The sequence below is a fragment of the Pseudomonas sp. PS01270 genome (assembly GCF_029959775.1).
Classification (GTDB): Bacteria; Pseudomonadota; Gammaproteobacteria; order Pseudomonadales; family Pseudomonadaceae; genus Aquipseudomonas; species Aquipseudomonas atacamensis.
The window spans coordinates 144,789-167,444 of sequence record NZ_JASCPT010000002.1; the positions used below are offsets into that span (position 1 = coordinate 144,789).

At 60.4% G+C, this 22,656-nt stretch carries 20 protein-coding genes; 9 read left to right on the top strand and 11 right to left on the bottom strand.

From position 1 onward, the window contains the following. Positions 1 to 10: 10 nt before the first annotated feature. Positions 11 to 145: a 50S ribosomal protein L34 gene (gene rpmH, locus QMX86_RS01430; protein ID WP_003213577.1), complete on the bottom strand. Its 135-nt coding sequence runs from the start codon at positions 143 to 145 to the stop codon at positions 11 to 13. Between the two features lie 566 nt (positions 146 to 711). On the opposite strand from rpmH, the gene dnaA reads away from it, so the two are divergent. The 4 genes from dnaA to gyrB are packed head-to-tail and all read left to right on the top strand — an operon-like array spanning position 712 to position 6,919. Further along, entirely contained in the window at positions 712 to 2,235 is a 1,524-nt protein-coding gene (gene dnaA / locus QMX86_RS01435) for a chromosomal replication initiator protein DnaA (protein WP_273528840.1), read from the top strand. 39 nt (positions 2,236 to 2,274) lie between these two features. Beyond that, entirely contained in the window at positions 2,275 to 3,378 is a 1,104-nt protein-coding gene (gene dnaN, locus QMX86_RS01440) for a DNA polymerase III subunit beta (RefSeq protein WP_016772390.1), read from the top strand. Positions 3,379 to 3,392: 14 nt separating this feature from the next. Continuing rightward, positions 3,393 to 4,496 (top strand): DNA replication/repair protein RecF, encoded by a 1,104-nt coding sequence (recF, locus tag QMX86_RS01445; RefSeq protein WP_282381723.1) that lies wholly within the window; start codon positions 3,393 to 3,395, stop codon positions 4,494 to 4,496. Between the two features lie 5 nt (positions 4,497 to 4,501). After that, entirely contained in the window at positions 4,502 to 6,919 is a 2,418-nt protein-coding gene (gene gyrB / locus QMX86_RS01450) for a DNA topoisomerase (ATP-hydrolyzing) subunit B (protein WP_024014948.1), read from the top strand. A gap of 56 nt (positions 6,920 to 6,975) precedes the next feature. Here the strand turns inward: gyrB and QMX86_RS01455 are convergent, their stop codons facing one another. Beyond that, on the bottom strand, positions 6,976 to 7,695 hold the full coding sequence (locus QMX86_RS01455) for a response regulator transcription factor (RefSeq protein ID WP_110644624.1): 720 nt from the start codon (positions 7,693 to 7,695) through the stop codon (positions 6,976 to 6,978). Between the two features lie 164 nt (positions 7,696 to 7,859). On the opposite strand from QMX86_RS01455, the gene QMX86_RS01460 reads away from it, so the two are divergent. Next, positions 7,860 to 9,395: an ATP-binding protein gene (locus QMX86_RS01460; protein WP_282381728.1), complete on the top strand. Its 1,536-nt coding sequence runs from the start codon at positions 7,860 to 7,862 to the stop codon at positions 9,393 to 9,395. A 170-nt stretch (positions 9,396 to 9,565) separates the two neighbouring features. Here the strand turns inward: QMX86_RS01460 and QMX86_RS01465 are convergent, their stop codons facing one another. The 4 genes from QMX86_RS01465 to glyQ form a co-directional block, all read right to left on the bottom strand. Next, complete coding sequence (locus QMX86_RS01465; protein ID WP_024014951.1) at positions 9,566 to 10,345, bottom strand: lysophospholipid acyltransferase family protein; 780 nt, start codon at positions 10,343 to 10,345, stop codon at positions 9,566 to 9,568. 84 nt (positions 10,346 to 10,429) lie between these two features. Then, positions 10,430 to 10,969, bottom strand: a complete 540-nt coding sequence (gene gmhB / locus QMX86_RS01470) for a D-glycero-beta-D-manno-heptose 1,7-bisphosphate 7-phosphatase (RefSeq protein ID WP_172834008.1) — start codon at positions 10,967 to 10,969, stop codon at positions 10,430 to 10,432. Positions 10,970 to 10,973: 4 nt separating this feature from the next. Then, on the bottom strand, positions 10,974 to 13,028 hold the full coding sequence (gene glyS / locus QMX86_RS01475) for a glycine--tRNA ligase subunit beta (protein ID WP_282381748.1): 2,055 nt from the start codon (positions 13,026 to 13,028) through the stop codon (positions 10,974 to 10,976). After that, positions 13,025 to 13,978: a glycine--tRNA ligase subunit alpha gene (gene glyQ, locus QMX86_RS01480; RefSeq protein ID WP_003187265.1), complete on the bottom strand. Its 954-nt coding sequence runs from the start codon at positions 13,976 to 13,978 to the stop codon at positions 13,025 to 13,027. Before glyQ ends, glyS begins: the two co-directional genes overlap by 4 nt. A gap of 81 nt (positions 13,979 to 14,059) precedes the next feature. On the opposite strand from glyQ, the gene QMX86_RS01485 reads away from it, so the two are divergent. Both QMX86_RS01485 and QMX86_RS01490 read left to right on the top strand, forming a co-directional pair. Beyond that, positions 14,060 to 14,617, top strand: coding sequence for a DNA-3-methyladenine glycosylase I (locus QMX86_RS01485; protein ID WP_024014954.1), 558 nt, complete (start codon positions 14,060 to 14,062; stop codon positions 14,615 to 14,617). Positions 14,618 to 14,658: 41 nt separating this feature from the next. Beyond that, positions 14,659 to 15,546 (top strand): lysophospholipid acyltransferase, encoded by an 888-nt coding sequence (locus QMX86_RS01490; protein WP_024014955.1) that lies wholly within the window; start codon positions 14,659 to 14,661, stop codon positions 15,544 to 15,546. A gap of 57 nt (positions 15,547 to 15,603) precedes the next feature. On the opposite strand, the gene QMX86_RS01495 is transcribed toward QMX86_RS01490, so the two are convergent. From QMX86_RS01495 to def, 5 genes are all read right to left on the bottom strand, one after another. Next, entirely contained in the window at positions 15,604 to 15,918 is a 315-nt protein-coding gene (locus QMX86_RS01495) for a tetratricopeptide repeat protein (protein WP_041476513.1), read from the bottom strand. A gap of 138 nt (positions 15,919 to 16,056) precedes the next feature. Next, positions 16,057 to 17,433, bottom strand: a complete 1,377-nt coding sequence (gene trkA / locus QMX86_RS01500; protein WP_016772381.1) for a Trk system potassium transporter TrkA — start codon at positions 17,431 to 17,433, stop codon at positions 16,057 to 16,059. Positions 17,434 to 17,454: 21 nt separating this feature from the next. Continuing rightward, positions 17,455 to 18,765 (bottom strand): 16S rRNA (cytosine(967)-C(5))-methyltransferase RsmB, encoded by a 1,311-nt coding sequence (gene rsmB / locus QMX86_RS01505; RefSeq protein WP_282381754.1) that lies wholly within the window; start codon positions 18,763 to 18,765, stop codon positions 17,455 to 17,457. Continuing rightward, the gene (fmt, locus tag QMX86_RS01510; RefSeq protein WP_282381757.1) at positions 18,762 to 19,721 is read right to left on the bottom strand and encodes a methionyl-tRNA formyltransferase; all 960 of its coding nucleotides are present in this window, start codon (positions 19,719 to 19,721) and stop codon (positions 18,762 to 18,764) included. The genes rsmB and fmt overlap by 4 nt, the downstream gene beginning before the upstream one ends. A 57-nt stretch (positions 19,722 to 19,778) precedes the next feature. Continuing rightward, positions 19,779 to 20,285 (bottom strand): peptide deformylase, encoded by a 507-nt coding sequence (gene def, locus QMX86_RS01515; RefSeq protein ID WP_016772378.1) that lies wholly within the window; start codon positions 20,283 to 20,285, stop codon positions 19,779 to 19,781. A 159-nt stretch (positions 20,286 to 20,444) separates the two neighbouring features. Between def and QMX86_RS01520 the strand changes: the two genes are divergently transcribed. Next, a complete protein-coding gene (locus tag QMX86_RS01520) occupies positions 20,445 to 21,470 on the top strand; it encodes a LysM domain-containing protein (protein WP_073470807.1) in 1,026 nt (341 codons plus the stop codon). A gap of 84 nt (positions 21,471 to 21,554) precedes the next feature. Then, complete coding sequence (gene dprA / locus QMX86_RS01525; RefSeq protein ID WP_282381761.1) at positions 21,555 to 22,652, top strand: DNA-processing protein DprA; 1,098 nt, start codon at positions 21,555 to 21,557, stop codon at positions 22,650 to 22,652. The last annotated feature ends 4 nt before the right edge of the window (positions 22,653 to 22,656 follow it).

Below are 22,656 nucleotides of genomic sequence, written 5' to 3' on the forward strand. Positions count from 1 at the left end.
TACCGGATTATCAAACTGCCAGACGCGCACGACCTTTGGCGCGACGACGCGACAGGACTGCGCGGCCGTTCTTGGTAGCCATGCGAGCACGGAAACCGTGGGTACGAGCGCGTTTGATAGTGCTTGGTTGGAAAGTACGTTTCATGTCGTGTTACCTGGTTCGTCCACAACGGGCCGGAATGGCCCCCGTTTTAAGAGACCGGGGATTCTAGAGAAAGCAAGCCTTCAGGTCAATTTCCAACCAGCGTTTCCTTATAAATAGATCCGGGCAGGGTTTAAGCTCGAAAGCCTGTCAGCCAGATATAGAAATAAAGAAGGGAATTATTTAAAGCTTTTCTGTAAAGCTTGTAAAAGCTAGACACGCCATCTTCTGTGGATAACTGCTATCAGGCCTTATTTTGTGTGGTGTACAGAGAATGACAACTACAGTGGAAAACAGTGTTCAGCCTGTGCTGCGCTATCGGATAAGCTGTGCGTGAAATGGCCTGTTATCCACAGGCTGGTTATCCACCGGGTTTAGCCCCCAGTTGTCCAGTGCCCTCAGAGGCGTTTATCCACAGGGCTTATTCACATGCCGTTGGTCGCCTTTTAATGCGTTAACGCGTTGATAAATGATGGTGACGAACCTACCTGCATGTGGATAAGTGAATCGCTCGCCGCTACAATGGCCGCTTGTTTTTGCCTCACCGGCTTTCAACTTAGGGGATATCCGTGTCAGTGGAACTTTGGCAGCAGTGCGTGGAGCTTTTGCGCGAAGAGCTGCCTGCCCAACAATTCAACACCTGGATCCGTCCACTACAGGTCGAAGCCGAAGGCGACGAGTTGCGCGTCTACGCACCGAATCGTTTCGTGCTGGACTGGGTCAACGAAAAGTACCTGGGCCGCGTCCTTGAATTGCTGGATGAGCACGGCAATGGCTCGACGCCGGCGCTGTCCTTGTTAATAGGCAGCAAACGCAGCTCGGCACCTCGTGCCGCACCCAATGCGCCATTGGCGGCCGCGCAGGTTGCTCAGGCGCAGGCCAATAATGTGCCAGCGAGCAATTCGGCACCGACGCCAGCCCCTGCTCCGGCCAAACGTTCCACACAGAAGGCCGCTGAAGTCAGCGAAGAACCTTCCCGCGACAGCTTCGACCCGATGGCCGGCGCCGCTTCGCAGCAGGCCCCGGTTCGCGCGGAGCAGCGCACCGTGCAGGTTGAAGGTGCGCTCAAGCACACCAGTTACCTGAATCGCACGTTCACCTTCGAAAACTTCGTCGAAGGTAAATCCAACCAGCTCGCCCGTGCGGCGGCCTGGCAGGTGGCGGACAATCCCAAGCACGGCTACAACCCGCTGTTCCTTTATGGCGGCGTCGGTCTGGGTAAAACTCACTTGATGCACGCGGTGGGCAACCATCTATTAAAGAAGAATCCGAATGCCAAGGTTGTGTACCTGCATTCCGAGCGCTTCGTGGCCGACATGGTCAAGGCGTTGCAACTGAACGCCATCAACGAATTCAAGCGTTTCTACCGTTCGGTGGACGCCTTGCTGATCGACGATATTCAGTTCTTCGCTCGCAAGGAGCGTTCCCAGGAAGAGTTTTTCCACACCTTCAACGCGTTGCTTGAAGGTGGTCAGCAGGTCATTCTCACCAGTGACCGCTACCCGAAAGAAATCGAAGGCCTTGAAGAACGCCTCAAATCCCGCTTCGGTTGGGGCCTGACGGTTGCGGTCGAGCCGCCGGAACTGGAAACCCGCGTGGCGATCCTGATGAAGAAGGCCGATCAGGCCAAAGTCGAGTTGCCGCATGACGCCGCGTTCTTCATTGCCCAGCGCATTCGCTCCAACGTCCGTGAGCTGGAAGGTGCGCTGAAACGCGTAATCGCCCACTCGCACTTCATGGGCCGCGACATCACCATCGAGCTGATCCGCGAATCTCTGAAAGACTTGCTGGCGTTGCAGGACAAACTGGTCTCTGTGGATAACATTCAGCGCACCGTCGCCGAGTATTACAAGATCAAGATTTCCGACTTGCTGTCCAAGCGCCGTTCGCGCTCGGTGGCTCGTCCGCGTCAGGTGGCCATGGCGTTGTCCAAGGAACTGACCAACCACAGCCTGCCGGAAATCGGCGATGTGTTTGGCGGTCGCGACCACACCACCGTGTTGCACGCCTGCCGCAAGATCAACGAACTTAAGGAATCCGACGCGGACATCCGCGAGGACTACAAGAACCTGCTGCGTACACTGACCACTTGATGAACACCAGCGCAGCTTATTAAGGCAAGGGACTAGACCATGCATTTCACCATTCAACGCGAAGCCCTGTTGAAACCCCTGCAACTGGTCGCAGGCGTCGTCGAGCGCCGACAGACCTTGCCGGTACTGTCCAACGTGCTGTTGGTCGTCGAAGGCCAGCAACTGTCGCTGACCGGTACCGACCTGGAAGTCGAGCTGGTCGGTCGTGTGCAACTCGAAGAGCCGGCCGAAACGGGCTCCATCACCGTGCCGGCGCGCAAGCTGATGGACATCTGCAAAAGCCTGCCCAACGACGCGCTGATCGATATCAAGGTCGACGAGCAGAAACTGGTGGTGAAGGCCGGCCGCAGCCGCTTCACCCTGTCGACCCTGCCGGCCAACGATTTCCCGACTGTTGAAGAAGGCCCGGGCTCGCTGACCTGCAGCCTGGAGCAGAGCAAACTGCGTCGCTTGATCGAACGCACCAGCTTCGCCATGGCCCAGCAGGACGTGCGTTATTACCTCAACGGCATGTTGCTGGAAGTTTCCGCTGGTGTGATCCGCGCCGTGGCCACCGACGGTCACCGTTTGGCGATGTGCTCGATGCAGGCCGATATCGGTCAGCCGGATCGTCATCAGGTGATCGTACCGCGCAAAGGTATTCTCGAACTGGCGCGTCTGCTCACCGAGCCGGACGGCAATGTCAGCATCGTCCTCGGTCAGCATCACATCCGCGCCACCACCGGCGAGTTCACTTTCACCTCGAAACTGGTCGACGGTAAATTTCCGGATTACGAGCGCGTGCTGCCGAAAGGTGGCGACAAACTGGTACTCGGCGATCGTCAGGCATTGCGTGAAGCCTTCAGCCGTACCGCGATTCTTTCCAACGAGAAGTACCGCGGTATCCGTCTGCAACTGGCCAGCGGTCAGTTGAAGATCCAGGCCAATAACCCGGAGCAGGAAGAAGCGGAAGAAGAAGTGGGCGTTGAATACAACGGCGGCTCGCTGGAGATCGGTTTCAACGTCAGCTATCTGCTCGACGTGCTGGGCGTGATGACCACCGAGCAGGTTCGCCTGATCCTGTCCGACTCCAACAGCAGTGCGCTGGTGCAAGAGTCCGACAATGACGACTCGGCTTACGTTGTCATGCCGATGCGTCTGTAATCAGCTGATCCTGAATGTCGTTAAGTCGTGTTTCGGTCACCGCGGTGCGCAATCTGCACCCGGTGACCTTCTCCCCCTCCCCCCGCATCAACATTCTTTACGGCGCCAACGGCAGCGGCAAAACCAGTGTTCTGGAAGCCATTCATCTGCTGGGGCTTGCCCGTTCGTTTCGCAGCACGCGGCTGTTGCCGGTCATTCAGTACGAACAGCTCGCCTGTACTGTATTTGGTCAGGTTGAGCTGGCTGAAGGCGGGCACAGTGCGCTGGGGATTTCTCGCGACCGTCAGGGCGAGTTCCAGATTCGCATCGATGGCCAGAACGCCCGTAGCGCTGCGCAGCTGGCGGAGATCCTGCCGTTGCAGTTGATCAATCCCGACAGCTTCCGTCTGCTGGAAGGCGCGCCGAAGATTCGCCGGCAGTTTCTCGACTGGGGTGTGTTCCACGTTGAACCGCGTTTCATGGCCACTTGGCAGCGTTTGCAGAAGGCGCTGCGCCAGAGAAACTCCTGGCTGCGGCATGGTACACTTGACGCCGTTTCGCAAGCGGTTTGGGACAGGGAACTGTGCCAGGCCAGCGCTGAAATCGATGAATACCGCCGCGCTTACATCACAGCCTTGAAACCGGTCTTCGAACAGACCTTGAGCGAACTGGTTGAGCTCGAGGGTTTGACGCTCAGCTATTACCGAGGCTGGGACAAGGACCGCGAATTGAGCGCCGTACTCGCCGGTTCCGTGCAACGGGACCAGCAGATTGGGCACACCCAGGCCGGACCGCAACGAGCTGATTTGCGTCTCAGATTGGGCGCACACAATGCCGCGGACATCCTGTCCCGGGGTCAGCAGAAGCTTGTGGTCTGTGCACTACGGATTGCCCAAGGGCACCTGGTCAGCCAGGCCCGCCGCGGACAGTGTATTTATCTGGTGGATGACTTGCCGTCCGAGCTGGACGAGAGCCACCGTCGCGCGCTGTGCCGCTTGCTGGAAGACTTACGCTGCCAGGTGTTCATCACCTGTGTAGATCACGAATTACTGAGGGAAGGCTGGCAGACGGAAACGCCAGTCGCTTTGTTCCACGTGGAACAGGGCCGTATCACCCAGACCCACGACCATCGGGAGTGAAGGCATTGAGCGAAGAAAATACGTACGACTCAACGAGCATTAAAGTGCTGAAAGGCCTGGATGCCGTACGCAAACGTCCCGGTATGTACATTGGTGACACCGACGATGGCAGCGGTCTGCACCACATGGTGTTCGAGGTGGTCGACAACTCGATCGACGAAGCCCTCGCCGGCCATTGCGACGACATCAGCATCATCATCCACCCGGACGAGTCCATCACCGTTAAAGACAACGGTCGTGGCATCCCGGTAGACGTGCATAAAGAGGAAGGCGTTTCCGCCGCCGAGGTCATCATGACCGTCCTCCACGCTGGCGGTAAGTTCGACGACAACTCCTACAAGGTTTCCGGCGGTCTGCACGGTGTAGGTGTGTCGGTAGTGAACGCACTGTCCGAAGAGCTGGTCCTTACCGTTCGCCGCAGTGGCAAGATCTGGGAACAGACCTACGTCCACGGTGTGCCTCAGGCACCGATGGCCATCGTTGGCGACAGCGAAACCACCGGTACCCAGATCCACTTCAAGGCTTCCAGCGAAACCTTCAAGAACATTCACTTCAGCTGGGACATCCTCGCCAAGCGCATTCGTGAACTGTCCTTCCTCAACTCCGGTGTCGGCATCGTCCTCAAGGACGAGCGCAGCGGCAAGGAAGAGCTGTTCAAGTACGAAGGCGGCCTGCGTGCGTTCGTTGAATACCTGAACACCAACAAGACTGCGGTCAACCAAGTGTTCCACTTCAACATCCAGCGTGAAGACGGGATCGGCGTGGAAATCGCCCTGCAGTGGAACGACAGCTTCAACGAGAACCTGTTGTGCTTCACCAACAACATTCCGCAGCGCGACGGCGGCACCCACCTGGTGGGCTTCCGCTCGGCACTGACGCGTAACCTGAACAACTACATCGAGCAGGAAGGTCTGGCGAAGAAGCACAAAGTCGCCACCACCGGTGACGATGCCCGTGAAGGCCTGACCGCAATCATCTCGGTGAAAGTGCCGGATCCGAAATTCAGCTCGCAGACCAAAGACAAGCTGGTGTCTTCAGAAGTGAAGACTGCGGTCGAGCAGGAGATGGGCAAATACTTCTCCGACTTCCTTCTGGAAAATCCGAACGAAGCCAAGTTGGTGGTCGGCAAAATGATCGACGCCGCCCGCGCCCGTGAAGCCGCGCGCAAGGCCCGTGAGATGACCCGCCGCAAAGGTGCGCTGGACATCGCCGGCCTGCCGGGCAAACTCGCTGACTGCCAGGAAAAAGACCCGGCGCTGTCCGAACTGTACCTGGTGGAGGGTGACTCCGCGGGCGGTTCTGCCAAGCAGGGACGTAACCGCAAGACCCAGGCGATCCTGCCGTTGAAGGGCAAGATCCTCAACGTCGAGAAAGCCCGTTTCGACAAGATGATCTCGTCCCAGGAAGTGGGCACGCTGATCACCGCGCTGGGCTGCGGCATCGGTCGCGAAGAGTACAACATCGACAAGTTGCGCTATCACAACATCATCATCATGACCGATGCTGACGTCGACGGTTCGCACATCCGCACCCTGCTGCTGACCTTCTTCTTCCGTCAGCTGCCGGAGCTGATCGAGCGTGGCTACATCTACATCGCCCAGCCACCGCTGTACAAGGTCAAGAAAGGCAAGCAAGAGCAATACATCAAAGACGACGACGCCATGGAAGAGTACATGACGCAGTCGGCCCTGGAAGATGCAAGCCTGCACCTGAACGAAGAAGCCCCGGGCATTTCCGGTGAAGCGCTGGAACGTCTGGTCAATGACTTCCGCATGGTGATGAAGACGCTCAAGCGTCTGTCGCGCCTGTACCCGCAGGAACTGACCGAGCACTTCATCTACCTGCCGGCCGTCAGCCTCGAAACCCTTGGCGACCACGCAGCGATGCAAGAGTGGCTGGCGCAGTACGAAGTTCGCCTGCGTACCAACGAGAAGTCCGGCCTGGTCTACAAGGCCAGCCTGCGCGAAGACCGTGAACGTGGCGTCTGGCTACCAGAGGTCGAACTGATCTCCCACGGCCTGTCGAACTACGTCACCTTCAACCGCGACTTCTTCGGCAGCAACGACTACAAAACCGTGGTCACCCTGGGCGCGCAACTGAGCACCCTGCTCGACGAAGGCGCGTACATCCAGCGTGGCGAACGCAAGAAAGCCGTTACCGAGTTCAAGGAAGCCCTCGACTGGCTGATGGCCGAAAGCACCAAGCGCCACACCATTCAGCGCTACAAAGGTCTGGGCGAAATGAACCCGGATCAGCTGTGGGAAACCACCATGGACCCAAGCGTGCGGCGCATGCTGAAGGTCACTATCGAAGACGCCATCGGTGCAGACCAGATCTTCAACACCTTGATGGGTGATGCGGTCGAACCTCGCCGAGACTTCATCGAGAGCAACGCACTGGCGGTTTCCAACCTGGATTTCTGATCCTGATTGCTACCCGCTCATGAAAAACCCCGGCCAATGCCGGGGTTTTTTTTGCCTCACTCATTCCCAGTGCCGACACTCTCCAACCGATACCCATACCCATAAATTGTCAGCAACTGCCAACCCCGATCCGCTGTCAGCCCGAGCTTGTTGCGCAATCGGTAGATATGCGTATCCAGCGGCCGCGAGGAAGTTGTCTCCTCGTTCGGCCAGAAGCGCTCGTACAGATAATCCCGCGACAATGGTCGACCCAGGTTGCTGAACAGGCAGCGCGCCAAGCGGTATTCGCGTTCGGTCATGAGGATCGGTTTGCCTTCACGGGTGACGGTCAGTTCCGCATCGTCGAAAGTCAGATCGTGGAACGTCTGTACTTCGCCCGCCGCGCTGCGCGGTTGGCTATGCCGACGCAATACCGCTGCCACCCTCGCCTTCAACTCATTGGGGCGAAACGGCTTGCTGACATAATCGTCGGCCCCGGCATTCAAGGCTTGAACGATATCGCTCTCGCCGTCGCGGCTGGTGAGCATGATTGCAGCGGGTGGCGCCTCCATGTGTTCGCGGGTCCAGCGCAGCAGTGCCAGGCCTGTGAGGTCCGGCAGTTGCCAATCGAGGATCAGCAGGTCAAAAGTCTCCCGACGCAACTGGCGCAACAAGTCTTCGCCGCGCTCGAAGCTGTGCAGTGACCACGGCTGTTCGCCAGCTTCGGCCATTTGCTCCAGGGTTTGCTCGACCCGGCGCAGTTCGGCGGGTTCGTCGTCCAGAATGGCAACGCGCATCGGCGGTGTTCCTTGTCGCTGGGGCTGGGATGTCGACAATAGCGACTCCCCGGCTGCGATGAAAGAAGCAGCCCGTCGTTGGTCGACGTCCGCTATGATTCTTCGGGTCTACGCCTCAGACCTGAGACCTATGAAACCATTCCCACTGCCCTGCCCTGTGCCTCATGCATAACACTCAACGCCGACGTGAAAGTCGTGAGCCGAGCCAGGTCCAGCGTCTGTTCCGCCGGCTGGTGCGCGAGTGGTTGTGGATAAGTCTAGTGCTGTTGCCGCTGACTGCCTTGTTGTCTTATCGCGCCCAGATCAATCTGCACAATCCGTCGCCAGCGCCCGGCGCGCTGTTGTCCGTGGCGATGGTCGCCGGTGTGCTGGGATTATTGCTGTGGCGGCCGCGTTGGGCGCTGTGGGTCACCTTGATCGGCATGGCCTGTGCGCTGATAGCCAGCGCCCTCCTGGCCGAAGTCCGCTACTGGTGGTCGCCAACGCCAGCAGCGCTGGGGATGTTGTTCGGTTACCTGATCTGGAACTGGCGACGCCTGAGCGTGGTGCTGACCTACTTCGGCTGGGAGCTGGCACGTCTGGACAGCGAACCGAAAGTCTTCCCTGAACGCCGCCGGACCCGCTTCACCGGTGCCGACCGTTTGCAGGGCCAGATCATGGCGCTCGAACAAGCCATGAGCCGCACCCGCGACACCCGGCGGTTCATCGCCGACGGCCTGGAATACCTGCCGGTGGCGACGCTGATCAGTGATCCGCAGGGCAAGATCCTGCTGGGCAATCGCAAGGCGCGCGAACTGTTCGAAGATTCGCTGGTGGGCGATGACGTACTCGGGCAACTCGCACGGCTCGGCTATCCGGAATTATCCACAGCGCCGCGACCGCCGCTGGCCACTCTGCCGCTGCTGGAATTTCGCGATCACAAGGAACGCAGTCTGCGCCTGGAAAGAGCGGCGCTGCTGCCGGTCGACGGCGATACGCCGATCGGTTGGCTGCTCAGCCTGACGGATTTGAGTGCCGAGCGTGCGGCCGAGGAGCAACGCGGCGTCCTGCTGCGTTTTCTTTCCCACGACCTGCGGGCGCCGCATTCGGCGATCCTCGCCCTGCTGGATGTGCATCGTCACCAAGCGGGTGCTGATGCGCCGCTGTTCGAGCAGATTGAGCGTCAGGTGCGCCGCGCGCTGGATCTGACTGATGGTTTTGTCTTGTTGGCGCGGGCTGAGTCCGAGACCTATCAGTTCCGCCCGACATTGTTCGCGATGCTGGTATTGGACGTCCTCGATCAGGCCCTGCCTATCGCTCAGCAGAAACGCATCGAGCTTCTCAACGAAGTTGATGAGGAATGTCAGGAGCGGCTGATTCTGGCCGATCAGGGATTACTGACGCGCGCCCTGTTCAACCTGCTGGAAAACGCGATCAAGTACAGCCCGGCAGACAGCACGGTGCAACTGACGGTCAGCTGTGATGGGCAGTGGCTGCGCTGCGAATTGTCCGATCAGGGCAAGGGGATTGCTGCCGATGAATTGCCTGACCTGTTCAGCCAGTATCGGCGTTTCTCCTCCGCCCAAGGCATCGACGGCGTAGGCCTGGGTCTGTCGATGGTCAAAGCCGTGATTGATCATCATGGCGGCACAATCGAGTGTCGCAGCGTGGTCGACGCGGGAACCACATTCCGCATCGATTTGCCGCTGATTTCTGAATGAAAAAGAGGCACAAAAAAACCGGCTATAACGGCCGGTTTTTTTACATCCGAATAAAACTTATGCACGGATTTCGTTCAACTTATCGATTTAGAAATATCGATGAAAATCAATAAGTTAGAAAACGATCACAGACTTTTAAAGCAAAAGCGTACACAGGTTATCCACAAAATTCAGACAGCCAGTTGATCACTCGCGGCCGGTGCCTGTGGCGCCGGTGGCAGCGAGCCCATATCGCGCTGGGTTTTCTCGTTCCACGCCTGCACACGGTCATTCAGATCAGCGATGGCGCGCGGCCCACTGCCTTCGGCATACATCGGTTCGCCGATGACCACGGTGATCACTCCGGCCTGTTTGCCCCAGCCGATTTTTGGCCAGAATTTGCCGGCATTGTGTGCAATCGGCAGCACCGGAAGCGCCGCATTCACCGCCAACGCGCTGCCACTGCGGGAGAACTTCCCAACGGTTCCGTACGGGACTCGTGTCCCTTCCGGAAAGATCAGCACCCAGACGTTGTCCTTGAGCAGCTCGTCGCCTTTGGCCGCGACTTGTTTGAGCGCGGCCTTCGGGTTGTCGCGGTCGATGGCGATCGGGCGCAGCATGGCCATGGCCCAGCCGAAGAACGGCACGTAAAGCAATTCGCGCTTGAGCACTTGGCTCAATGGCGAGAAATAAGCGGAGAGAAAGAACGTCTCCCATGTGCTCTGGTGGTTCGATTGAATCACGCAGGGCCGGTCTGGCACGTTCTCCGCGCCTTTGATTTCGTAGCGGATGCCAAGGAACACCTTGGTCAGCCACAGGGCGCAACGGCACCAGTACACGTTGATGAAACGATAGCGCGCCTTGAAGGACAGAAACGGCGCGATGAAAAAGCTCAGGCTGCACCACAGCAACGCTGTTGTGCCCAGCAGCAGATAGAAAACAAAGATTCTGAAGGCCCGCAGTATCGACATGGCGACGGTTACCGTTACGGGGCAATGCCCCGACTGTTCAAGCGCACTCCCGAGCAATCCCTGGCCAGGAAATTCAGAAGTACTCTAGTTGTGGATAAGTTCTGCGGCAATCGCCGCCAGATCGTCAAAAATCAGGGTGCCAACCGGCAGGGTTTTACCCTGAGTCTTTTCGCCTTTCCCGGTCTTCACCAAAACTGGCTGTGAATCGACGGCTTTGGCGGCCTCCAGGTCACCAAGGCTGTCGCCGACGAACCAGACGTTGGTCAACGGCACCGTGTAATGCTCGGCAATGGCTTTCAGCATTCCCGGTTTCGGTTTGCGGCAATCGCAACCTTCGTCCGGGCCGTGCGGGCAATACACGATCAGACCGACTTCGCCGCCCTGCGCCGCGACCAGCTCGCGCAGGCGCGCGTGCATGGCCTCGAGGGTGGCGAGGTCGTAATAGCCGCGAGCAATGCCCGACTGGTTGGTGGCCACCGCCACCGTCCAGCCGGCCTTGCTCAACTGCGCGATCGCTTCGATCGAGCCGGGCAGCGGAATCCACTCCTCCACCGACTTGATGTAGGCATCGGAGTCGTAATTGATCACGCCGTCACGATCGAGAATCAGCAGTTTCAACAGCAATCCCTCAACCCAGCAGCGAAATGTCGGCAACACCGAGGAACAGGCCACGCAGGCGCGCCAGCAGCGCGTAACGGTTGGCCCGCACATTGGCATCGTCGGCATTGACCATCACCGCGTCGAAGAACGCGTCGACCGGCTCGCGCAGTGCCGCCAGGCGTGCCAGCGATTCGTTGTACTGACGCGCCGCGGCCATTGGCTGCACCGCTTGATCCGCTTGCTGGATTGCCGAATACAGCGAGAACTCGTTGGCGTTGTCGAAATACTTGGCTTCGACCACGGTCGGTACCGAGCCTTCGACTTTGCTCAACAGGTTCGATACGCGCTTGTTCACCGCCGCCAGCGCTGCCGCTTGCGGCAGTTTGCGGAAGGCCTGCACCGCCTGCACACGCTGGTCGAAGTCCAGCGCCGAGCCTGGCTTGAGCGCACGTACCGACAGGTAAGTGGCGACGTCGACGCCTTCATCTTCATAACGCGCACGCAGACGGTCGAAGATGAATTCCAGCACGGCTTCGTTGAGGCCGGCAGCCTTGACCTTGCCGCCGAATGCAGTCACGGCGAACGCCACGGCGTCGTTCAGGTCGAGATCGAGTTTCTTTTCGATCAGGATACGCAGCACACCCAAGGCCGCACGGCGCAGGGCATACGGGTCTTTGCTGCCGGTTGGCAGCATGCCGATACCGAAGATGCCGACCAGAGTGTCGAGCTTGTCGGCGATCGCCACGGCTGCACCGGTCAGAGTCGCCGGCAATTCAGCCCCGGCACCGCGTGGCATGTATTGCTCGTTCAGCGCCAGCGCGACGTCCTGTGGCTCGCCGTCATTGAGGGCGTAGTAGTAACCGGCGACACCTTGCATCTCCGGGAACTCGCCGACCATTTCGGTGGCCAGGTCGCACTTCGACAGAAGGCCCGCTCGGGCAGCCCACGAGGCGTTGCCGCCGATGCGCGCGGCGATGTACGCGGCCAGTTTGGAAACGCGCTCGGCCTTGTCGTAGACGCTGCCGAGTTTTTCCTGGAACACCACGTTTTGCAGGCGCAGGTTGAAGTCTTCGAGCTTCTGCTTCTTGTCTTGCTTGAAGAAGAACTCGGCGTCGGTCAGGCGTGGGCGAACCACTTTCTCGTTACCGGCGATGATCTGCTGCGGGTCTTTGCTTTCGATGTTGGCCACGGTAATGAAACGTGGCAGCAACTTGCCGTCGGCATCCAGCAGGCAGAAGTACTTCTGGTTGTCCTGCATGGTGGTGATCAGCGCTTCCTGCGGCACGTCGAGGAAGCGTTCCTCGAACGAGCACACCAGCGGCACCGGCCATTCGACCAGCGCGGTCACTTCGTCAAGCAGCGCCGGTGGCACGATCGCCGTGCCTTCCTGACGGGTGGCCAGCTCTTCGGTGCGCTTGCTGATGATCTCGCGACGCTCGTTGGCATCGGCCAATACGTAAGCGGCACGCAGGTCGGCGAGGTAGCTCGACGGCGAACCGATGCGTACGGCTTGCGGATGGTGGAAACGGTGACCACGGGATTCACGGCCAGCCTTCTGCGCGAGGATCGTGCAATCGATGACCTGATCACCGAGCAGCATCACCAGCCACTGGGTCGGACGCACGAACTCTTCCTTGCGCGCACCCCAACGCATGCGTTTCGGGATCGGCAGGTCGTTCAGCGAATCTTCGACGATGGTCGGCAGCAGGCTCGCAGTCGGCTTGCCGGCGATGTTCTGGCTGTAGCGCAGTTTCGGACCGCTCTGGTCGATTTCGCTCAGCTCGACGCCGCACTTCTTGGCGAAGCCGAGGGCGGCCTGAGTCGGATTGCCGTCAGCGTCGAACGCGGCCTGACGTGGCGGGCCATCGAGGTTGATGCTGCGATCCGGCTGCTGAGTGGCCAGCGCAGTGATCAGCACAGCCAGACGACGTGGCGCGGCATAAACGGTTTTGCTTTCGTAGCTCAGGCCGGCGGCTTGCAGGCCCTTGTCGATACCGGCGAGGAACGCGTCAGCCAAAGTGTTCAGGGCTTTGGGTGGCAGTTCTTCGGTGCCCAGTTCAACCAGAAAATCTTGCGCACTCATTGTGCAGCCTCCAGCTTGGCCAGTACTTCGTCACGCAGGTCCGGGGTCGCCATCGGGAAGCCCAGCTTGGCGCGTGCCAGCAGGTAGGCTTGCGCAACGGAACGCGCCAGGGTGCGCACGCGCAGAATGTATTGCTGACGCGCAGTCACCGAGATCGCCCGGCGCGCATCCAGCAGGTTGAAGGTGTGCGACGCCTTCAGCACCATTTCGTAGCTCGGCAACGGCAGCGGCTGGTCGAGTTCGATCAGGCGCTTGGCCTCGCTTTCATAGAAGTCGAACAGCTCGAAGAGTTTGTCGACATTGGCGTGTTCGAAGTTGTAGGTGGACTGCTCCACTTCGTTCTGGTGGAACACATCGCCGTAGGTGACTTTGCCGAACGGGCCGTCAGCCCAGACCAGGTCGTAGACCGAATCGACGCCTTGCAGATACATCGCCAGCCGCTCGAGACCGTAGGTGATCTCGCCGGTCACCGGGTAGCACTCGATGCCGCCCGCTTGCTGGAAGTAGGTGAACTGGGTGACTTCCATGCCGTTGAGCCAGACTTCCCAGCCCAGACCCCAGGCGCCGAGGGTCGGCGATTCCCAGTTGTCTTCGACGAAGCGGATGTCGTGCACCAGCGGGTCGAGGCCGACATGCTTGAGCGAGCCCAGGTACAGTTCCTGGAAATTGTCCGGGTTCGGCTTGAGCACGACCTGGAACTGGTAGTAGTGCTGCAGACGGTTCGGGTTTTCGCCGTAACGGCCGTCAGTCGGACGGCGGCTTGGCTGCACGTACGCGGCGTTCCAGGTTTCCGGGCCGATGGCGCGCAGGAAGGTCGCGGTGTGGAAAGTGCCGGCGCCTACTTCCATATCGTAGGGCTGAAGTACCACACAACCTTGCTCGGCCCAGTATTGCTGGAGCGCGAGGATCAAGTCTTGGAAGGTACGCACGGCTGGCGTAGGCTGGCTCACGAAATTCACCTGTTTCTTGGGCTGCGATTTAAAGAGCGGGAGTATACCCGATTCGTTGCTGCGCACGCCCCCTGGAGCCTTATGCCACGCTGCTTTTGGTGTACCGAAGATCCGCTGTACATGGCTTATCACGACCAGGAGTGGGGCACGCCGCTGCGCGATGCGCAGGGTTTGTTCGAGTTGCTTTTGCTCGAAGGGTTCCAGGCCGGGTTGTCGTGGATCACTGTGTTGCGCAAACGTGAGCGCTATCGCGAGGTGCTGTTCGGCTTTGACGTGCAGCGCGTGGCGCAGATGAGTGACGCCGAAATCGACGAGCTCATGCTCGACCCGGGCATCATCCGCAATCGCCTGAAACTCAACGCCGCCCGGCGCAATGCCCAGGCGTGGCTGGCGCTGGAGGATCCGGTGGCGTTGCTCTGGTCATTCGTGGGCGACCAACCGATCATCAATCATTTCAAGGATCGCAGCGAAGTCCCGGCGATCACCCCCGAAGCGCTGGCAATGAGCAAAGCGCTGAAAAAAGCCGGGTTCACCTTCGTCGGTCCGACCATTTGCTACGCGCTGATGCAGGCCTCAGGCATGGTCATGGACCACACCCAGGATTGCGACCGCTACGCGCAGCTCGCCAACGCCGGTTAGAATGCCCGCCTCGCGCACAGCACAAAGATCAGGAGTGACCTGTGGAAAAGTTTAAAGGCGCCTTGCTGGTAGGCGCTCTGCGGCTGTTTGCCCTGCTGCCATGGCGAGCCGTGCAGGCCGTGGGTTCGGCGATCGGCTGGATCATGTGGAAAACCCCCAACCGTTCCCGCGACGTGGTGCGGATCAACCTCGCCAAGTGTTTTCCACAGATGGATGCGGCCGAACGTGAGCGCCTGGTCGGGCAGAGTCTGAAGGACATCGGCAAGTCGCTGACCGAAAGCGCTTGCGCGTGGATCTGGCCGGCGCAGCGCTCGATCGATCTGGTCCGCGAAGTCGAAGGCCTCGATGTGTTGAAAGACGCGCTGGCCTCGGGCAAAGGCGTGGTCGGCATCACCAGCCACCTCGGCAACTGGGAAGTGCTCAACCACTTCTATTGCAGCCAGTGCAAACCGATCATTTTCTACCGTCCGCCGAAGCTCAAGGCAGTGGATGAATTGCTGCGCAAACAGCGTGTGCAGTTGGGCAACAAGGTTGCGGCGTCGACCAAGGAAGGCATTCTCAGCGTCATCAAGGAAGTGCGTAAGGGTGGTGCCGTGGGCATCCCCGCCGACCCGGAACCGGCCGAATCCGCAGGGATTTTCGTGCCGTTCTTTGCCACTCAGGCACTGACCAGCAAATTCGTGCCGAACATGCTGGCCGGCGGCAAAGCGGTCGGTGTGTTCCTGCATGCCCTGCGCCTGCCTGACGGCTCGGGCTACAAAGTCATTCTCGAAGCCGCGCCCGAAGCCATGTACAGCACCGATACCGCAGAGTCCTGCGCGGCGATGAGCAAGGTAGTGGAACGTTATGTTGCGGCGTATCCGAGCCAGTACATGTGGAGCATGAAGCGCTTCAAGAAGCGTCCGCCGGGCGAGGCGCGCTGGTACTGAGCAACTTCGCTTGGATGACGGTCAGTGCAGAAGGCCTCGCCTTGCGCTATCGGTAGCTCAAGGCGCCTGCCGCTCGAGCTTCTTCAGGAACACCGTCATCTCCTTCTCGGCCTGTTTGTCACCGTGGGCGCGGGCCGCTTCCAGGCCCTGTTCCCAGGCCTGGCGCGCAGCGGCGTGATCGCCTAGCGCCAGCTGCGCCTTGCCCAGCAGCTTCCACGCTGCCGAGTATTTCGGATCGAAAGCGACACAACGCTGAAAATGCTCGGCAGCCTTGGCGTTTTCACCCAAGTCCAGATAACCCTTGCCCAGACCGAAGCGCAGAAGCGCGTTATCCACACCCTTGGCGAGCATTTTTTCCAGGGATTCGAGCATTTTATTCAACCTCGCATGATCGTTCCCACGCTCCGCGTGGGAATGCAGCCCGGGACGCTCCGCGTCCCTTCAACAGTCGAACGCGGAGCGTCCGTTGAGGCGTTCCCACGCAGAGCGTGGGAACGATCAGTGGTGGGATCAGAAAAAGCTCAACCCCACATGGAACAGCTTCTCCACATCGCGAATATGCTTTTTATCCACAAGGAACAGAATCACGTGGTCGCCCGCTTCGATCACCGTGTCGTCGTGGGCGATGATCACTTTCTCGTTGCGGATCACCGCGCCGATGGTGGTGCCGGGCGGCAGGCCGATCTTCTCGATCGGCTTGCCGATGACCTTGCTCGATTTCGCATCACCGTGGGCAATCGCCTCGATCGCTTCCGCCGCGCCGCGCCGTAGTGAGTGCACGCTGACGATATCGCCTCGGCGCACGTGGGCGAGCAAGGTGCCGATGGTCGCCAGTTGCGGGCTGATGGCAATATCGATGTCGCCGCCCTGGATCAGGTCGACGTAGGCCGGGTTGTTGATGATCGTCATGACCTTCTTCGCCCCCAGCCGTTTGGCCAGCAGCGACGACATGATGTTGGCTTCGTCATCGTTGGTCAGTGCGAGGAAGATATCGGCGTCGGCGATGTTCTCTTCCAGCAGCAGATCGCGGTCCGAGGCACTGCCCTGCAACACCACGGTGCTGTCGAGGGTATCGGAGAGGTAGCGGCAACGCGCCGGGCTCATCTCGATGATCTTCACCTGATAACGGCTTTCGATGGCCTCGGCCAGGCGCTCGCCGATCTGCCCGCCCCCGGCGATGACAATGCGTTTGTAGGTTTCGTCGAGGCGACGCATTTCGCTCATCACCGCGCGAATGTCCTCACGGGCAGCGATGAAGAACACCTCGTCATCGGCTTCGATCACTGTGTCGCCCTGGGGCAGGATCGGCCGGTCACGGCGGAAGATCGCCGCGACGCGGGTTTCGACGTTCGGCATGTGCTCACGCAACTGGCGCAGTTGCTGGCCGACCAGCGGCCCGCCGTAATAGGCGCGCACCGCTACCAGTTGCGCCGCGCCTTCGGCGAAGTCGATCACCTGCAAGGCGCCGGGGTGCTGGATCAGGCGCTTGATGTAGTTGGTCACGACCTGCTCGGGGCTGATCAGCACGTCCACCGGAATCGCTTCGTTCTGGAACAGCTGTTCCTCGCGATTGAGGTACGACGCTTCGCGCACCCGGGCGATTTTGGTCGGCGTGTGGAACAGCGTGTGGGCGACCTGGCAGGCGACCATGTTGGTCTCGTCGCTGTTGGTCACCGCTACCAGCATGTCGGCGTCGTCGGCACCGGCCTGACGCAGCACCGAGGGCAGCGAGCCCCGGCCCTGCACGGTGCGGATGTCGAGGCGGTCGCCGAGGTCGCGCAGGCGCTCGCCATCGGTGTCGACCACAGTGATGTCGTTGGCCTCGCTGGCCAAATGTTCGGCCAGCGAACCGCCGACCTGTCCCGCACCGAGGATGATGATTTTCATCCAGTCACTCCATGAATCCGTTTAGCCGCGCGCAGCGGCGATCTTGATCAGCTTGGCGTAGTAGAACCCGTCATGCCCGCCCTCTTGGGCCAGCAACTGGCGACCATGGGGCTGTTTGATGCCAGCCGCTGTGGCCAGGTCCAGTTCACGGGCACCGGGGGTGCGCTCGAGAAACGCAGCGATGACTTCGGTGTTTTCGGTCGGCAGCGTCGAGCACGTGGCGTAGAGCAGGATGCCGCCGACCTCGAGGGTTTTCCACATGGCGTCGAGCAGTTCGCCTTGCAGTTGCGCGAGGGCGACGATGTCGTCGGGCTGGCGGGTCAGCTTGATGTCCGGATGACGGCGGATCACCCCGGTGGCCGAGCATGGAGCGTCGAGGAGGATGCGCTGGAACGGTTTGCCGTCCCACCATTTGTCGATCTCGCGACCGTCGGCGGCGATCAGTTCAGCGTCGAGGCCGAGGCGCTCGAGGTTTTCCTTCACCCGCACCAGACGCTTGGCTTCCAGATCCACCGCCACCACCCCGGCCAGCGCCGGTTCGGCTTCAAGGATGTGGCAGGTCTTGCCGCCAGGGGCGCAGCAGGCGTCGAGCACCCGCTGCCCCGGCGCCAGATCAAGCAGGTCGGCGGCCAGTTGCGCGGCTTCGTCCTGCACGCTGATCCAGCCTTCGGTGAAACCCGGCAGGCTGCGCACATCGGCGGCGGTTTCAAGGACGATGCCGTCGCGGCTGTACACGCACGGCGTCGCGGCGATCCCGGCGTCGCCCAGCAGCGCGAGATAAGCATCACGGCTGTGATGACGGCGGTTGACCCGCAGGATCATCGGCGGATGCGCGTTATTCGCTGCGCAGATCGCTTCCCACTGCTCGGGCCAGAAGGCCTTCAGGGATTTTTGCAGCCAGCGCGGGTGAGCTGTGCGCACCACCGGGTCGCGTTCAAGTTCGGCGAAGATCGTCTCGCTTTCGCGCTGGGCATTGCGCAGCACGGCGTTGAGCAGGCCTTTGGCCCAAGGCTTTTTCAGCTTGTCGGCACACCCGACGGTTTCACCGATGGCGGCGTGCGCCGGCACGCGGGTGTAGAGCAGTTGATACAGACCAACCAGCAGCAGCGCCTCGACATCGGCGTCGGCGGTTTTGAATGGTTTCTGCAGGAGTTTTTCCGCCAGTGCCGACAGGCGTGGCTGCCAGCGTGCAGTGCCGAAGGCCAGATCCTGAGTGAAACCGCGATCGCGATCCTCGACCTTGTCCAGTTGCGTCGGCAGGGAGCTGTTCAGCGAGGCTTTGCCGCTGAGTACGGCAGCGAGTGCCTTGGCGGCGGCCAGACGTGGATTCATTGTGAGTCCACCGCTGCGCCGAGGACGCTGCCAACGGCGAATTTCTCGCGGCGGCTGTTGAACAGGTCGCTGAAGTTCAGCGCCTTGCCGCCGGGCAATTGCAGGCGGGTCAGACACAGCGCTTGTGCACCGCAGGCGACAATCAGGCCGTCCTTGCTGGCGCTGAGGATTTCACCCGGAGCGCCAGTGCCTTCGGCCACGGTCGCGGCCAGCACTTTCAATGCTTCGCCATTGAGCGTGCTGTGGGTGATCGGCCATGGATTGAAGGCGCGGACCAGACGTTCCAGCTCCACCGCCGGACGGTTCCAGTCGATGCGTGCTTCGTCTTTGTTCAGTTTGTGTGCGTAGGTTGCGAGTTCGTCGTTCTGCACCTCACCTTGCAGGGTGCCGGCAGCCAGACCGGCAATCGCCTGCACCACAGCGGGCGGCCCCATCTCGGCGAGGCGATCATGCAGGGTGCCGCCAGTGTCTTGCGCGCTGATCGGCGTGACGACCTTGAGCAGCATCGGCCCGGTGTCGAGACCGGCTTCCATGCGCATCACGGTCACGCCGCTTTCGGCATCGCCGTGTTCGACCGCGCGCTGGATCGGCGCCGCACCGCGCCAGCGCGGCAGCAACGACGCATGGCTGTTGATGCAACCCAGACGCGGAATATCCAGCACCGCTTGCGGCAGGATCAAACCGTAGGCGACCACCACCATCAGATCAGGCTTCAGCGTGGCAAGCTCTGCCTGAGCCTCGGCATTGCGCAAGGTCGGCGGCTGCAACACCTGGATATTATTTTCCAGGGCCAGTTGTTTGACCGGGGTCGGCATGAGTTTTTGCCCACGGCCGGCCGGGCGATCCGGCTGGGTGTAGACCGCGACGATCTCGTATGGGCTGCTCAGCAGGGCCTTGAGGTGTTCGGCGGCGAATTCCGGGGTACCGGCAAAAACAATGCGCAGTGGCTCAGTCATGAAGGGCGTCTCATAAAAAGAAAAAGGCTTGCCGCAGCAAGCCTTTGAAGAGGGGCATCAAGCGTTCTGGCGGTGCAGCTTTTCCAGCTTCTTCTTGATCCGGTCGCGTTTGAGCGTGGACAGGTAATCGACGAACAATTTGCCGTTGAGGTGGTCGCATTCGTGCTGGATGCACACCGCGAGCAGACCTTCGGCGATCAGCTCATAGGGCTTGCCGTCGCGGTCCAGCGCTTTGATTTTGACCTTCTGCGGGCGGTCGACGTTTTCGTAGAAGCCCGGTACCGAGAGGCAGCCTTCCTGGTACTGGTCCATCTCGTCGGTCAGCGGTTCGAACTCGGGGTTGATGAACACCCGTGGCTCGGTACGGTCTTCGGACAGGTCCATCACGACGATACGTTTGTGCACGTTGACCTGGGTCGCGGCGAGGCCGATGCCCGGCGCTTCATACATTGTTTCAAACATGTCGTCGACCAACTGACGCACTTCGTCGTCCACTACAGCCACTGGTTTGGCGATAGTGCGCAGACGCGGGTCCGGAAATTCGAGGATGTTTAAAATGGCCATAGGCTTCGATTGCTGCACACGTTGAGTAAAGTCGGGTCGATGGCCTGGCGGGTCCGAAGATGCAGGCTACCGTTGTGAAGCGTAGCTTCTGAAATACAGAAGCGAGCCACGGGGGCTCTGACGATTCACGCGAACGCACATGATAAAGGGATTCACTGCATGAGGAAAACACTACTCGCCCTGCTGCTTCTGGCTTCGGCCGGCGCCGCGCAAGGGCAAGTGCAACTCAAGGATGGTTTTCCACAGCAATACACGGTGGTTTCCGGGGACACGCTCTGGGACATTTCCGGCAAATACCTGCGCGAGCCCTGGCAATGGCCACAATTGTGGCGGGCCAACCCGCAGATCGAAAACCCCAACCTGATCTATCCCGGCGACACGCTGACCCTCAGCTACGTCAACGGCCAGCCGCAACTGACCGTCCATCGTGGCGAGTCGCGCGGCACCATCAAGCTCTCGCCACGGATTCGCACCAGCCCGGTGGCCGAGGCGATTCCGAGCATTCCGCTGAAATCGATCAACAGCTTTCTGCTGAGCAACCGTATCGTCGACAAGGCCGAAGACTTCGACAAGGCGCCGTACATCGTCGCCGGCGATGCCGAACGGGTGCTCAGCGGTACCGGTGACCGCATCTTCGCCCGTGGCCATTTCGATCCGGAGCAACCGGTGTACGGCATCTTCCGCCAGGGCAAGGTCTACACCGACCCGCAGACCAAGGAGTTTCTCGGCATCAACGCCGACGATATCGGCGGCGGCGAGATTATTGCCACCGAAGGCGACGTCGCCACCCTCGCCTTGCAACGCACCACCCAGGAAGTGCGCCTCGGTGACCGCTTGTTCGGCGGTGAAGAACGTTCGATCAATTCGACTTTCATGCCCAGCGCGCCGAAGCGTTCCATCGACGGGCTGATCATTGACGTGCCACGCGGCGTAACGCAGATCGGTGTAATGGACGTGGTTACCCTGAACAAAGGCAAACGTGACGGTCTGGCCGAAGGCAATGTTCTGGCGGTGATGAAAACCGGCGAAACCGTGCGCGACCGGATCACCGGCCAGCCGCTGAAAATTCCCGATGAACGCGCCGGCCTGCTGATGGTGTTCCGCACCTACGACAAACTCAGTTACGGCCTGGTCCTCAATGCTTCACGCTCGCTGGCGGTGCTCGACAAGGTGCGAAATCCGTAAGCTTGCTTAACAAGTTACCAACAGAGTTATCCACAGCTTGTTCCGAATGGTTCGGAGCATAGAACGATCAAGGATGATCCATTCATGTTGTCTGTCAGTACGGCCATTTCCCCGGCGGAACTGGAAGCGCGTCTGCGCCTGCACCGCATGCCGGATATCGGCCCCAAGCGTTTTGCCAAATTGCTCGAAGCCTTCGGCTCGGCGTCGAAAGCCCTCAGCGCGCCGGCCAGTGCCTGGCGCTCACTGGGGTTGCCGGCGGCCTGCGCCGAAGCACGGCGTTGTCCAACGGTGCGCGACGGCGCCAGCCACGCAATGCGCTGGCTAGAGCACCCCGACCAACATTTATTGATGTGGGACCAAGCGGATTATCCAGCGTTGCTGGCGCAAATTGCCGATCCGCCGCCGCTGTTATTCGTCGCCGGCGATCCGTCGATTCTGGAAAAACCGCAACTGGCGATGGTCGGCAGCCGCCGCGCTTCCCGCCCGGGCATGGATACGGCGGCGGCGTTTTCTCGCAGTCTGGCCGGGGCCGGTTTTGTCATCAACAGTGGTCTGGCGCTGGGCATCGATGCTGCTGCCCACCAGGCTGCTCTGGATGTTGGCGGCTTGACCGTGGGTGTGCTCGGCACGGGGCTGGAAAATTTTTATCCACAACGCAATAAACGCCTGGCCGAGGCGATGATTGCCTCGGGCAGCGCGGTGCTTTCCGAGTTTCCGCTGGACGCCGGGCCGAGCCCGAGCAACTTCCCCCGGCGCAACCGCATCATCAGCGGGTTGTCCCTCGGCGTACTGGTGGTCGAGGCCAGTGTTGCCAGCGGTTCGTTGATCACCGCGCGGCTGGCAGCCGAACAGGGCCGCGAGGTTTATGCCATTCCGGGCTCGATCCATCACCCCGGCGCGCGCGGTTGTCACCAGTTGATTCGCGACGGGGCGGTGTTGGTGGAGACTATCGAACACATCCTTGAAGCCCTGCGCGGCTGGCAGCAGCCACTGTTATCCACGGCGGCGCCGCAGGCCGATCACCCGTTGCTGGCGCTGTTGCACGCGGCGCCGCACACCAGCGAGGCCCTGGCCGCGAGCTGTGGCTGGGCGTTGCCGAAAGTGCTGGCAACGTTGACCGAGCTGGAAATCGAAGGCCGTGCGGTATGCGAAAACGGTCGCTGGCTGGCGCGGTCGAGCTAGGTTT

Bases quoted from the DNA above. Each gene is read 5' to 3' on its own strand.
- rpmH (WP_003213577.1), bottom strand. From the start codon at position 145: ATGAAACGTACTTTCCAACCAAGCACTATCAAACGCGCTCGTACCCAC.
- dnaN (WP_016772390.1), top strand. From the start codon at position 2,275: ATGCATTTCACCATTCAACGCGAAGCCCTGTTGAAACCCCTGCAACTG.
- recF (WP_282381723.1), top strand. From the start codon at position 3,393: ATGTCGTTAAGTCGTGTTTCGGTCACCGCGGTGCGCAATCTGCACCCG.
- QMX86_RS01455 (WP_110644624.1), bottom strand. From the start codon at position 7,695: ATGCGCGTTGCCATTCTGGACGACGAACCCGCCGAACTGCGCCGGGTC.
- QMX86_RS01460 (WP_282381728.1), top strand. From the start codon at position 7,860: ATGCATAACACTCAACGCCGACGTGAAAGTCGTGAGCCGAGCCAGGTC.
- QMX86_RS01465 (WP_024014951.1), bottom strand. From the start codon at position 10,345: ATGTCGATACTGCGGGCCTTCAGAATCTTTGTTTTCTATCTGCTGCTG.
- glyS (WP_282381748.1), bottom strand. From the start codon at position 13,028: ATGAGTGCGCAAGATTTTCTGGTTGAACTGGGCACCGAAGAACTGCCA.
- QMX86_RS01485 (WP_024014954.1), top strand. From the start codon at position 14,060: ATGCCACGCTGCTTTTGGTGTACCGAAGATCCGCTGTACATGGCTTAT.
- QMX86_RS01495 (WP_041476513.1), bottom strand. From the start codon at position 15,918: ATGCTCGAATCCCTGGAAAAAATGCTCGCCAAGGGTGTGGATAACGCG.
- trkA (WP_016772381.1), bottom strand. From the start codon at position 17,433: ATGAAAATCATCATCCTCGGTGCGGGACAGGTCGGCGGTTCGCTGGCC.
- rsmB (WP_282381754.1), bottom strand. From the start codon at position 18,765: ATGAATCCACGTCTGGCCGCCGCCAAGGCACTCGCTGCCGTACTCAGC.
- fmt (WP_282381757.1), bottom strand. From the start codon at position 19,721: ATGACTGAGCCACTGCGCATTGTTTTTGCCGGTACCCCGGAATTCGCC.
- def (WP_016772378.1), bottom strand. From the start codon at position 20,285: ATGGCCATTTTAAACATCCTCGAATTTCCGGACCCGCGTCTGCGCACT.
- QMX86_RS01520 (WP_073470807.1), top strand. From the start codon at position 20,445: ATGAGGAAAACACTACTCGCCCTGCTGCTTCTGGCTTCGGCCGGCGCC.
- dprA (WP_282381761.1), top strand. From the start codon at position 21,555: ATGTTGTCTGTCAGTACGGCCATTTCCCCGGCGGAACTGGAAGCGCGT.